Source organism: Streptomyces sp. UG1 (assembly GCF_049974585.1).
Lineage (GTDB): Bacteria > Actinomycetota > Actinomycetes > Streptomycetales > Streptomycetaceae > Streptomyces.
This window is the reverse complement of sequence record NZ_JBNGGG010000005.1, coordinates 105,400-117,149: the sequence shown is the minus strand read 5'-3', so window position 1 is coordinate 117,149 and position 11,750 is coordinate 105,400. Positions and strand designations below refer to the sequence as shown.

Here is an 11,750-nt window from a genome sequence, read left to right as displayed (position 1 = left end):
CCGGGGTCCGCGTCAGCTCCCCGTTCCTCTCGGACGCGGCCCCGCGAGTTGTCGCGGGGCCGGCTCGGAGGGGTCCTGCCGGGCGAGGAGGCGCAGCGCTTCCCGGAGCAGGGTGCTCGAGGTGTGCACGGTGTACGGGAAGTAGACGACCTCCACGCCCACTCTCGCGAACTCGGTCTCGTACGTCGTCCAGACGTCCGTCCCGAGCCAGTCGTCACCTTTGAAGATGACGTCGAAGCCGACTTCCTTCCAGATCTCGATCTTGTCGTCCACGGTCGCGACGAAGGTCTCGTCCACGTGGCGCACGCTGCGGACGATCTGCAGCCGCTCGGAGAGCGGTACGACGGGCGGCCTGCCTTTGAGGCGCACCACGAGTTCGTCGGAGCAGACGCCGGCGACGAGCCGGTCGCAGTGCCCGCGCGCCCGGCGCAGGATGTTCAGATGGCCCACGTGGAAGAGGTCGAAGACCCCCGGCGCGTAACCGAGACGCTCTCCCATCAGCGTTTGTCCTTCGGACGGTCGACCTTCGGGCGCTCGGCCTTCGGACGCTCAGTCTTCGGACGCTCGTCCGCGACCGCCGTGACCGCGAGCGCGTCCGACCTGGGCGAGGCGTTCTTGCCGTCGGTGACGGCGATCCGGTACTGGTGGCGCGAGCCGGGGGCGACGGAGTCGGTGTACGTCATCATGGGGCGCCGCCACTCCGCGGACCGCCCCGTCGGCGAGGCCACGAGAACGCCGTCCCGGTAGATCAGATACGTGAGCTTCGCGTCGTCCCGGTCCCATGAGGCGCGCCAGGTGAGCTTGACGCGGCCGCCGGCCGAGGTCGAGGCCTTGAGCCGGGGCACCGCCTCCGGGGCCCCGCGGTCGGGCCCGGGCGAGAAGCGGGTCAGGCTCTGCTGCGGGACGCCGTTGACCTTGGTGAACTCGCCGCCCGCCCACAGGACTTCGCCGACCATCTCCAGCGCGCGCGGGCCGTTGCCCTCACCGGTCCCCCCGTTCGTGTCGGGGAACCAGTGCAGGATGCGCTTGTCGCGGACCGACTGGGCCAGGAAGTGCTGGCGGGCGTGGATCTCGGGGAAACCACCGGGTGTGTCACGGCAGTTGTGGGCGTGCGACCCGCTGTAGAGAACCCCCTTGTGCACGGTGATGGCCTGGGTCGCGCCGAGGCAGGTGTCCTTCCACACCATCTTGCCGGTGCCGAGGCGACCGGCGAGACGGCCGTCGAAGATGCCCGTGCCCGTGCCCTCGGCCGCGGCGTAGAAGTTGGTCTTGTCGCGTGCCAGCGCCTTCACGGACGATCTCGGCGGCACCCAGTCCCCGTACGAGGTCACCGTCTTGCCCGTGCGGGGGTGCAGGGCGACGAGCGACTTCTCCAGATCGCCGTTGACCATGTAGAAGTCGCCGCCGACGAGGACCTTGCCGTGTTCCGGCACGGCGAGGACGGCCCGTACGGGAGCCTCGATCTCCGCCTTGAACGGCAGCAGCTTCCCGCTGGGGGTGAACGCCGCGATGCGTTCCCTGTCCCGGCCGTTGACGGTGGTGAAGCCGCCGCCCAGATAGACCGCGTTCTCCGTGACGTCGATGGCGTGCACGTACCCCGACACGGCCGGGCGGAAGTCCTTGCGCACCGAGCAGTCGAACGTGTCGAGCGCGACCGCGCCGGCCGCCCGGGTCTTGTCGGCCCTGGTGAACGAGCCGCCGATGTACAGCGCCTCGCCGCTCGGCGACGCCTTCAGCGCCCGTACGGTGTTGCCGGCGCCGGTCAGCCGCGGGGCGCACGGCAGCAGGCTGCCGGTGTCGGCGTCGAACGCGGCGAAGTTCTTGCGCGCGACCTCCCTTTCGCCGGGCTTCGCGCCCGGCGGGCGGACCTTGCTGAAGCTCCCGCCGACGTACACGACATCGTCCGCGTACTCGATCGACCAGACGATTCCGTCCGTCTGCCAGGTCGCCATGGTGTCGGCGGTGAGGGTCTTCTCGTGGCCGGCGGCCGCCGAGGCCGAAGCGGTGACGAGCGAGGCAGCCGCGAGGAGGGCCACAGCCGAAGCCGTGGTGGCCCCCCACTTCATGCTCTTTCTGAGGCGCATCGAACTTCCCGGGTTGCAGCGAGTACGAGTGAGGAGAAGGGGAGAGGGGGTGGCCGACTCGACTCCGAGACGGCCTCATGTGGCGCGTTCGCGCAGCACACCGACGAGTTCACGCACTCCCAGAGGTGTGCGAAATCGCCACAAACTTATACCGAATAGTGAAAATCCCGTGGTCATTGCGACGGCAAGTCCTACGGTCGTGTCACCTGCGAGGAGCCTCGCGGGGAGGACCACGGCCGCCGTGAGCAACAGGCCGGCGCCGGCCGCCAGGAGGTACCCGCCGTCGACGACACAGAAGCCCGGGTGCCGGCGCACCAGGGCGGCCGAGACGACGTTCTCGACGACGATCGCCGCTCCCCAGGACACGGCGGCTCCCAGCGCACCCCAACGGGGCACGGCAAGGAGGCCGACGCCGAGCTGCACCGCGAACGCGGCGCCGGTGACCGCCAGATGCCATGAGCTCTTGCCGGCCATCAGCAGCACCGTCTGGGCGTTGCCCACCCCGACATTGACCGCCGCGGCGACACAGAGCACGACCAGCGCGTCCGACCCCGCCACGAACTCGGGTCCGAACAGGGACAGGACGGTGCCGGGGAAGCTGACGAGGAACACGAGCAGCGGCCAGGAGAACAGCACGATCCAGCGCGTCGAGATGCGATGCAGATCGCGGGCCGACTGGTGCTGCTCCATGGCGAGCAGGCGGCTGATCTCCGGGGCGACGGCCAGGCGGATGGCGAGCTGGAGCAGCGTCGCGGCGACGACGACCCGGCCGACGGCCGTGTAGATGCCCGCCTCCTCGCTGGTGGCCAGGCTCGACACCAGGATGACGCCCACCCAGACCGCGCTGATGTCGAAGACGGAGGAGATCGCCCGGGGTGCGGCAAAGGCCCAGAATCCGTGGCGTGTGACGGCCGTATCGGGTCCGCAGGGCTGTCCGGGGCGGGTACGGCGGCACCGGCGCACCGCGTACCAGGCGACGAGGGCGCCGCCCAGGGCGGGGACGAGCCAGGCGGCGGCCAGGCTCAGCACACCGGGCGCCAGCAGCGCGACGGGTACGGCGATCAGGACGCGCAGCACCGGCTTGCCGATCTGCTCGACACCGACCAGCGCAATCACGGTGCCGTAGCCCTGGGTCGCGCCCAGCAGGATCAGGGTGACCGTGGCCAGGGGGAGAAACAGCGCGAAGAGGCGGACCAGGGTGACCGCGTCCTGCGGGGTCAGGTTCGGCAGCAGTGAGGTGGCCGTCGAGGGTGACAGGAACAGCAGCGCGGCGGCCCCGGTGCTGACGACCGCTCCCGGTACGACCGCGGTGCGCAGCAGCGCGCCCACCTGCCGGCCGCCGCCCGTGGCCACGTCGCGGGAGACGAAGCGGACCAGCCCGGTGTCGGCGCCGAGCTTGCAGGCGTTGCTGAGGATGGTGAAGACGGCGACGCCGGTGAACACCGCTCCTGCCCCGTACGCTCCGAGCGCGCGGGTGACCAGGGCGACCAGGGCGTAGCCGAAGACCGCGTTGACCGTCGCGCCCAGAAAGCCCCACCATCCGCCACGCGCGGTGGCGGCGACCCCGCACCGGGCGGTCGGCCCGACGGTGGCGGGGACGGCCGTACCGGAGGCGCTCACCGGGAGGCGCTGAGGGTGTCGTCCCGCACGGGCGCGGCCGGCTTCGCCACGGCCTCGTCGGCGGACGCGGGCGGTGTCGTGGACGGCTTGCGCCGCGTCGCACGACGTACCCAGCCGCTGCCCACGGCACGGCGGAGCAGGCCGGGCCGGGTGCCGCTGTGGAGCGCCGCGCCCACGATGTGTCCTCCCGAACGGCCGATCAGCTCGCGAACGCGCTTGAGGTCCTCGCGCCTGACGTCGCCCAGAGCTCCCACCACGAGAACCCCGTCCACGCTCCGGGCGAGCGCCCGGCCGTCGGTGTGTTCCAGCAGCGGCGGGGTCAGGAAGAGCATCGGTCTTCCGGGGCCGGCACCCGGCAGAGCGTCCGGCGCCACCCGGGCCGCCCGCCCTGCGTCGCCGGTGGTGTCCCGGCTGTCGGGGTAGAGCGTGAAGCGGCCGGCCGTACCCGCGTCGACGACCACCGCACCGTCGGGGACGTCGCTCCGCGCCGAGTCGCCGGCCGGCCGCGGCAGCCGTGCCGACAGGCCGGGTGTGTCCGCGGCGGCGTCCACGAGCAGCACGTCGTCACCGGACTCCGCGAGGGCCGCGGCGAGGTTCACGGCGACAGCCTCGGCGCCTCGTTCCGCCGTGCCGGAGGCGCGCCTCGATGCGGCCGGCGCCACGATCATGAGCGTGCCCACGGCCGTACGGCCGTCGCCGCCCCGCAGACGGAAGGCGAGGGCACGGTACGCCTCCACTCGGCTGCCGTCGGCCCGGCCCACCTCCAGCAGCTCGCCGTTCGTGTCCGGATCCGGGAGGATGCCCAGCACCGGAGCGCGCAGCGCCCCTTCGACCTCGCCGGTGGAGCGTGCTCGCGGCTCGAGGGCGGACCGCAGCCGGGCGAGCACCACGCCCAGGATGAGACCACCGATCAGGCCGAGCGCGAGGAGCCAGCCGGGGCCCGGTCCCGAGGGCCGCGCCGCCGGCTCCGCCCTGCCGACGATGTCACCACCCGAGGTGTCGTAGGACCTGATGTCCGAGACCCGCTTCTGCAGAATGCCGATCTGCTGCTGCATGCCCGCGGTGCCGGAGGCGGACCCGCGGGACTTCATCGTGCCCAGCCGCTTGCTGAGCGCGGTGATCTGACGCTCCATTCCCGTGGTCATCCGCGCGACCATGGCCCTGGTGCGGTCCTGGCGATCGGCGAGGTAGGCCTCGGCGAGCGCGTTGGCCGCGCGAGCCGCCCGTCGGGGATCCCCCGCCGTGTACTCGAACCGGAGCACCTGCGTCTCCGGGGGATTCGTCACGCTCAGGTCCGTCGGAGTCGCGTCGGCGCGGGATCGCTGCCGCAGCGCCTTCGCCGCGCGGGCCGCCACATTCGCGCTGAGCGCGATCTGCCGCTCCGTCCCCATGCTCACCTGGTTGCCGGCGGCCGCCCCGGAGGTGCTGAAGGGGTCCGATCTGGGGCGGACGAGCACCTCGCTGGTGGAGGTGTAACGGTCCGCGGGCAACAGGACCATCAGCAGTGCGCCGAGCAGCCCGAGAGCCACGCCGAGCGCGATGGTCGCGCGGTACCTCAGCAGTCGGCGCACCCGGTCGCGCACCTCGTCGGGGTCGTCGTAGCGGTCGTCGAAGCCGGCGGGGCTGGTCACGGATGCCTCCTGTGTCCGGGGATGGGTGCGGGGCCCGTGGTCACGGGCGGGCGCACCGGTGCCGGGAACCGGGACGGCCCGGCGGCACGGGTGGTGATGAGGAGCGGAACGGTCAGGAGCAGCAGCAGCGGTCCGACGATCCCCATGAGACTGCCGCGCAGGAGGATCATCTGATAGAAGGCGAAGGCAGGGACCAGTACGACCGCCAGAGTGCCCTGCCGGTCCCGCAGTCGCTCCCGGATGTCGTCCATCCGCCGTCCGGCCGCGCCCAGCAGGCAGAAGACGGCGACGACACACGGGGCACCGCCCCACAGATAACTCTCGACCCACAGCGGCGCGGAGAGGTTGTGGAAGTCGTAGCCCACGTACTCGGCGAGTTCGATACCCGTGGCCTGCGGCTTGTCGGGCCACATGGAGCGAGGGACCATGAACAGGACGACACCGAGCACGGCCGCCGGCGAGAAGCCGTTTTCCCCCACATAGTCGATGCCGGTCTGCATCTGCTGGAAGGCGTCGTAATCCATGTTGCTGTTGAACTGCTCCGCAAGCGCCACGACTTGTACCGCTTCACGCGCGTCGTAGCGGAAGTAGTCGCTGTAGGGGAAAGCGAACAGCACGACGGCCGTAATGGCCGCGGCGGCGATGCGAAAGGCCTGCGGGGTGCTGAACCGGCGCCATGAGAAAAGCAGGACCAGCAGGACGGTTCCGGCCCAGAAACGCGGCTTGCTGATCGGATTGTTGACGATCACGTTGAGCGCGAGGAGGGCCGGGAGCAGCAGTCGGCGCATCGCGCGCGGCAGCCGTCCCGCGGTCGGGCGGTGCACGTGGACCAGGGCCACCATGGCCCAGAAGGCGGGGACGGCGAGGCCCCAGACGCGCAGCGCGTGCAGGGGGTCCGTGTCGGCACCCGACCCGGAGCGCCACATCGCCTGTCTGCTGGTGAAGAACGCGCGCAGCCCTCCTTCCTGCCCGGGGATCAGCACGACCGCGAGCACCAGCGCCAGGCCGCACAGCAGGAACACGGGCAGCGGCGCGAGCCTGCGGGACAGCAGCGGTTCGAGCACGACCGATCTCGCGCCCTTGCGTCCGGCGGCCAGTGCCGCTCCCGCGCTGTGGGCGAGGAGCCCGAGTTCGGTCAGTGTGGCGGCCAGGAAGGCGGTCGTCTCGCCGGTGCGGTATTCGAGCGGGTACGTGTCGGTGGCGAGCATGGCGAGCGGTGCCAGTCCGAGCCACACATAGGCGAAGACCCAGAATCCGAAGGCGACGAGACGCACCGACGTGCCGGTGAGCACCCGGGCAAGCGCTCCCCCGGTGTGCGCCACGACGATGCACTGCACGGCGAGCGCCGCCCCGAAATGCGCATCGCGGGCCTGCAGGATCAGTCCCGGCAGCAAGCCGACGAGAACACCTGCCCAACCGCATAGCGCATGAATCTTCATCAAATTATTTATAGCGAATGAATAGTGCATATCGGTCGGGATGGAGAGTGTGTCTCGTCGAATGACATGCGCTGTCCGCGCCGTATCGTGCAGCAGGTGGATGAGTCGCTCACCGGTCGCCGCGTACTCCTGGTCTCCGTCAACTACGCGCCGGAGCACGCCGGAATCGCGCCCTACTCGACACAGACGGCCGAGCATCTGGCGGCCTGCGGAGCGGAGGTGGCGGTCCTCGCCGGCATGCCCCACTATCCGGCGTGGCGAGTGCACGACGACTATCGCGGCCGCTGGCGGACGGTCGAGACCCGCGCAGGAGTACGGATCCACCGTCGCCGTCACTTCGTTCCGTCACACCAGACGGCACTCCTCAGAGCGCTCTACGAGGTCAGCTTTTTCGCGCATGGATCGCTCGCACCGCCCGCCGGACGGCCCGACCTGGTGATCAGTCAGATGCCGGCACTCGCAGGGGGTCTCATCGGCAGCCGGATCGCCTGTCGGCACGGGGCGCCGCACGTGGTCATGGTGCAGGACCTCATGGGTGCGGCGGCGGCGCAGAGCGGTATCCGCGGCGGTGGTCACGTGGCGTCCTGCGTGGCCGGGGTCGAGGCGAAGGTCCTGCGCGGGGCCGCCCTGATCGGCGTGGTCCATGAGTCGTTCGTGGACCACGTCACCGCGATGGGCGTGCCGGGACCACGAGTCAGGGTCGTGCCCAACTGGACCCATGTGGCGCCCCCGACCGGCGACCGCCGCGCGGTACGGGCACGACTCGGCTGGCGCGAGGAGGAGTTCGTCGTACTGCACTCCGGGAACATGGGGCTGAAGCAGGGGCTGGAGGTACTGGTCGACACCGCTCGGATCGCGGCCCGTGCGACGCCCCGCATGCGGGTCGTGCTCATGGGGGACGGCAGCCGGAGGGCACACCTTCAGCGTCTCGCCGCGGTCCTGCCGAACGTGGACCTGCTCTCGCCCGTGGCCGGCTCGGACTTCCCGGATGTACTGGCCGCCGCGGATGTTCTCGTCGTCACCCAACGGGCGTCCGTGGTGGACATGAGCCTGCCGTCCAAGCTGACCTCCTACTTCGCGAGCGGGCGCCCGGTGGTGGCCTCGGTGGCCGCGCAGGGCGGCACGGCGCAGGAAGTGCGTCGCTCCGGAGCGGGGCTCGTGGTACGCCCCGAAGACCCCGAGGCGCTGCACAACGCCGTGGAGGAGCTGATCCGGGACCCCGAGCGGTCGACCGCGCTCGGTGCCCGGGGGCCCGCGTACGTCCGTCAGCGGCTGAGCCCGCAGGCCGGGCTGGCCCGTATCACCGCGGTGGTGTCCGAGGCGCTGGCCCTCCCGACGACAGAGGCGTGCAGCCTGTCGGGCCCGGGCCCCGGCGTGCGGTGAGAGGTCAGCGCAGGGCCAGGCTGGGAGCGGTGGAGAGCGTGGCCGGGTCCGCGGGCCCGCCGATGTGCGCTGCGGCGCCCATCTCGGCATCGACCATCAGACGGGCCAGTTCCGGGGTGCGCACCGTGGGACGCCATCCGAGGACACGCTCGGCCCTGGAGGCGTCACCGACGAGGTGGTCGACCTCCGTCGGGCGCAGGTAGCGCTCGTCGAAGCGCACGTGGTCGCGCCAGTCGAGGCCCACATGAGTGAAGCAGTGCTCGACGAAGTCGCGCACGCTGTAGCTGGTGCCCGTGGCGACGACATAGTCGTCCGGATCATCCTGCTGCAGCATCAGCCACATCGCCTCGACGTACTCGGCGGCGTAGCCCCAGTCCCGACGGGCCTCGAGGTTGCCGAGGTGCACCACGTCCTGCAGGCCGGCCTTGATCCGGGCGGCGGCCGCGGCCACCTTGCGGGTCACGAACGTGGGACCGCGGCGCGGCGACTCGTGATTGAACAGAATGCCGTTGACCGCGTAAAGCCCGTACGCCTCCCGGTAATTACGGGTGATCCAGTACGCGTACACCTTGGCCGCGCCGTACGGTGAGCGCGGCTGGAACGGAGTGAGTTCGTTCTGGGGCGGTGGTGCGGCGCCGAACATCTCCGAGCTGGAAGCCTGGTAGAAGCGGCAGGGAAGTCTCGTGCTCCTGATGGCTTCCAACAGCCGCGTCGTACCCAGTCCGGTGGTGTCCCCGGTGAATTCGGGTTCGTCGAACGACACCCGGACATGGGATTGGGCCGCAAGGTGGTACACCTCGTCGGGCTGCACCTGCTCCAGCAGACTCGCCAGTCTGCTCCCGTCGGTGAGGTCGCCGTAATGCAGGAAGAGGCGGGCACCCGGGTCGTGCGGATCTCGGTAGAGATGGTCGATGCGCTGGGTGTTGAAGGTGGAGGCGCGGCGGATGACTCCGTGCACCCGGTAGCCCTTTTCCAGAAGCAGCTCCGCGAGATACGAGCCGTCCTGGCCTGTGATACCGGTGATGAGAGCCGTCTTGCTGGTCACACGTACTCCTCGAGATCGTTTCTTCGGGCGAGCTGCCGGAGCCACTTGGCAAAGAAGGCCGGCAGCAGGACCACATGGGCGACGAGCAGGGCGGTGTACAGCGCGAGGAAAAGCTCCTGGCTGCCCAGGAACAGAAAGCTCAGGCACAGCAGGCCGTAATCCACGGGCAGCAGAGCCATGCCACGGACAGCGGAAGGCGGGGACGCCGGTCCGGACGGCGCTTGCCCGCCTCGCCTTGTCAGCTGTTCTGTCAGGATCCCTCCGAAGAACAGCAGTACAGCGGCGAACTGGAAGGTGATGGGCAGCAGCAGCGCAGGACGCGGCAGGTCGAAGAAGCGGTAGAAGGAAATCAGCACCGCCGCGTGGATGCCCAGTTGTTTCGCGCAGTCGACCACATGGTCCAGCCACTCCCCGGAAAGGCTGGCCGACCGGTGCAGCCGGGCCAGTTGACCGTCAGCGGAATCGAGTGCGAAGCCGAGGAGCAGGGCAAGGCAGACCCACTGGCCCAGCGCACGGGAAGGCGGATGCAGAGCGGTCGCGACAACGGCCACGAAGGTGATCAGCGCACTGACGGCCGTCACTTGGTTGGGCGAGAGCCCGATACGGTACGCCGCGGCCGCGAGCAGCCGGCCGGCCGGCCGGTTGACGAACCGCGCGTAGACGGAGACCCCCCGGGCAGGTTTCTGCGCCTTCGAGAGCTGCCGCAGCGTGCTGGAGAAGTCCATTGCCCGGCCTCATGTGTGAACGGGACAGGGAGCGAGGCACATGTCCCGATAGATCTCCTCCAGCCGGTCCGTCACCGCATGGACGGAGAAGGCCTCCGCGACGGCGCGATGTCCCGCCTCCACGAGAGCGCCGCGCTTGTCGTCGTCGGCCAGCAGAGCGCACACCGCCTCGGCCATCTCCCGGGGACTGCCGTCGGTGACCACCGCCGCCTCCCGGCGAGCCAGTTCGTCCGCCATGCCGCAGGTGTCGGTACACACCACGGGGGTGCCCGCCGCGAGAGCCTCGATCACAGTCATCGGGAACGGTTCGTCCACGCTGGGCAGCACGTAGGCCGCAGCCCTCGCGCATGCCCTCACCGCGTCCGCGTGCCCCAGCGCCCCGCCGTAGGTGACGACGCCCTCCAGCCCATGGGTGGCGATCAGCCGGCGCACCGCCGGCAGCGATCCCTCGTCCGCCCCATGGAGGGTGAACCGGACGTCGGGCATCTCCCGGTGCACCAGTGCGGCCATCTCGACGAACGCCTCCGGGCGCTTGCGCGGGTGCAGCCTGGCGAGGAAGAGCACCTGCCGGTCGCGCCGCCGGTGCTCCGCCCCGTGGCTGCGCCCGGGCCGCACCCCGTTGGGCAGGGTCAGCAGCGGCGGACCGCCGGCGCCGATGACCTCGGCCACGGCCCGGCGCTCCCGCTCGGTGAGGACCAGGCAGCCTCGGGTCCGGCGCAGGAGAGGCACGTACACGCGGTCGAAGAGCCTGACGACGGCCGAGCGCCGGGGCTGCACCATGCCGTGCGTCTGCGCGACGAACCTCTTGCCGCGCAGTGCGGCGACGGCGAGCGCGGTGAGGGAGACGAGGTCACGCCCCGCGTGGACGTGGACCACATCGGCCCGTCCGATCGAGCGCCACAGGTCCGAGACCAGCAGCGGGTGCATCAGACCGGTGAAGCGCCCCGGCAGCATGGCGCGCGCCGGACGCGTCCACAGCGGCACCGAGCCGATGTGGGCCGGTGCCGGGGATCTTCCCCGCCACAGGGCGACGAGCCTGACCTCATGGCCTCGCGCGGCGCACTCCTCGAGCTGTCCGGCGGCCACGCTCGTCGGACCGCCGTACGCTCCGTCGTCGCTGACGAGCGTCACGACGTGGACGACCCTCATGACGGGCCTCCGGTCGCGAATCCAGTGGCGTCTTCGGTCGCGACTCCGGTGGCGACTGCGGTGGTGACTGCGGTGGTGATGACCTCGCCCGCAGCGACGTCACGGCGGGCGATCGCCGACGCGCCCACCACGGCGCCACGGCCGACAGTCACTCCGCGCAGTACGACGGCCCGCGCCGCGACCCAGGCTCCGGGCTCCAGACGGATCGGCGCGTTGTCGAACTCGAAGGTGGGGCTGCCGCGTTGGTGGCTTCCCGTGCAGAGCAGGGCGTCCTGGGAGACGCACACATTGCTGCCGATCAAGATCTGCTCAAGGTTCAGCAGCCAGGCACCCTCGCCGATCCATACGTCGTCACCGATGTGCAACCGCCACGGCCAGTGCACGCGGACACCGTGCCGGATCAGCACCCGCTGCCCGATCCGCGCCCCGAAGGCCCGCAGTACGGCCGGCCGCCAGCGGGCGGGGAACCACCAACGGACGAAGACGAGATGGAGGACGGCGAACCAGACAGCCTGGACGAGCAGGGGGCGCCCCTTGTCGTAGCCCGCCCCCGTGAAACCCCGCAGGGAACGCTCCACACCTGTGCCGGGACTCGTGTCGGGCGGCGCTGCGGCCTCTGCCATGACGTGAACCTTCCAATTTGATGATATGTCTATTTATGCAGATTTCAATGC

At 70.6% G+C, this 11,750-nt stretch carries 10 protein-coding genes; 1 reads left to right on the top strand and 9 read right to left on the bottom strand.

The window, feature by feature from the left end; translation table 11 throughout:
* Positions 1 to 12: 12 nt before the first annotated feature.
* From ACP4J3_RS07465 to ACP4J3_RS07445, 5 genes are all read right to left on the bottom strand, one after another.
* Entirely contained in the window at positions 13 to 501 is a 489-nt protein-coding gene (locus ACP4J3_RS07465; RefSeq protein WP_426531921.1) for an adenylyltransferase/cytidyltransferase family protein, read from the bottom strand.
* On the bottom strand, positions 498 to 2,084 hold the full coding sequence (locus ACP4J3_RS07460; RefSeq protein WP_426531682.1) for a fibronectin type III domain-containing protein: 1,587 nt from the start codon (positions 2,082 to 2,084) through the stop codon (positions 498 to 500). The genes ACP4J3_RS07465 and ACP4J3_RS07460 overlap by 4 nt, the downstream gene beginning before the upstream one ends.
* Before the next feature lie 75 nt (positions 2,085 to 2,159).
* Positions 2,160 to 3,704 carry an oligosaccharide flippase family protein gene (locus ACP4J3_RS07455; RefSeq protein ID WP_426531680.1) on the bottom strand — a complete coding sequence of 515 codons (1,545 nt, stop codon included), beginning with the start codon at positions 3,702 to 3,704 and terminating at the stop codon, positions 2,160 to 2,162.
* On the bottom strand, positions 3,701 to 5,335 hold the full coding sequence (locus ACP4J3_RS07450; protein ID WP_426531678.1) for a hypothetical protein: 1,635 nt from the start codon (positions 5,333 to 5,335) through the stop codon (positions 3,701 to 3,703). Before ACP4J3_RS07450 ends, ACP4J3_RS07455 begins: the two co-directional genes overlap by 4 nt.
* A complete protein-coding gene (locus ACP4J3_RS07445; protein ID WP_426531676.1) occupies positions 5,332 to 6,729 on the bottom strand; it encodes a hypothetical protein in 1,398 nt (465 codons plus the stop codon). The genes ACP4J3_RS07450 and ACP4J3_RS07445 overlap by 4 nt, the downstream gene beginning before the upstream one ends.
* A 174-nt stretch (positions 6,730 to 6,903) precedes the next feature.
* Between ACP4J3_RS07445 and ACP4J3_RS07440 the strand changes: the two genes are divergently transcribed.
* Positions 6,904 to 8,157 carry a glycosyltransferase gene (locus ACP4J3_RS07440; protein ID WP_426531919.1) on the top strand — a complete coding sequence of 418 codons (1,254 nt, stop codon included), beginning with the start codon at positions 6,904 to 6,906 and terminating at the stop codon, positions 8,155 to 8,157.
* 4 nt (positions 8,158 to 8,161) lie between these two features.
* On the opposite strand, the gene gmd is transcribed toward ACP4J3_RS07440, so the two are convergent.
* Genes gmd through ACP4J3_RS07420 form a run of 4 tightly spaced genes read right to left on the bottom strand, consistent with a single transcriptional unit; the run spans position 8,162 to position 11,699 of the window.
* Positions 8,162 to 9,202: a GDP-mannose 4,6-dehydratase gene (gene gmd, locus ACP4J3_RS07435; protein WP_426531674.1), complete on the bottom strand. Its 1,041-nt coding sequence runs from the start codon at positions 9,200 to 9,202 to the stop codon at positions 8,162 to 8,164.
* Entirely contained in the window at positions 9,199 to 9,927 is a 729-nt protein-coding gene (locus ACP4J3_RS07430; protein WP_426531672.1) for a CDP-alcohol phosphatidyltransferase family protein, read from the bottom strand. Before ACP4J3_RS07430 ends, gmd begins: the two co-directional genes overlap by 4 nt.
* 9 nt (positions 9,928 to 9,936) lie before the next feature.
* Positions 9,937 to 11,076, bottom strand: coding sequence for a glycosyltransferase (locus tag ACP4J3_RS07425; RefSeq protein WP_426531670.1), 1,140 nt, complete (start codon positions 11,074 to 11,076; stop codon positions 9,937 to 9,939).
* Complete coding sequence (locus ACP4J3_RS07420) at positions 11,073 to 11,699, bottom strand: putative colanic acid biosynthesis acetyltransferase (protein ID WP_426531669.1); 627 nt, start codon at positions 11,697 to 11,699, stop codon at positions 11,073 to 11,075. The genes ACP4J3_RS07425 and ACP4J3_RS07420 overlap by 4 nt, the downstream gene beginning before the upstream one ends.
* Positions 11,700 to 11,750 lie beyond the last annotated feature (51 nt).

Excerpts from the sequence above, each read along its gene's own strand:
- ACP4J3_RS07460 (WP_426531682.1), bottom strand. The coding sequence starts at position 2,084 with ATGCGCCTCAGAAAGAGCATGAAGTGGGGGGCCACCACGGCTTCGGCT.
- ACP4J3_RS07430 (WP_426531672.1), bottom strand. The coding sequence starts at position 9,927 with ATGGACTTCTCCAGCACGCTGCGGCAGCTCTCGAAGGCGCAGAAACCT.
- ACP4J3_RS07425 (WP_426531670.1), bottom strand. The coding sequence starts at position 11,076 with ATGAGGGTCGTCCACGTCGTGACGCTCGTCAGCGACGACGGAGCGTAC.
- ACP4J3_RS07420 (WP_426531669.1), bottom strand. The coding sequence starts at position 11,699 with ATGGCAGAGGCCGCAGCGCCGCCCGACACGAGTCCCGGCACAGGTGTG.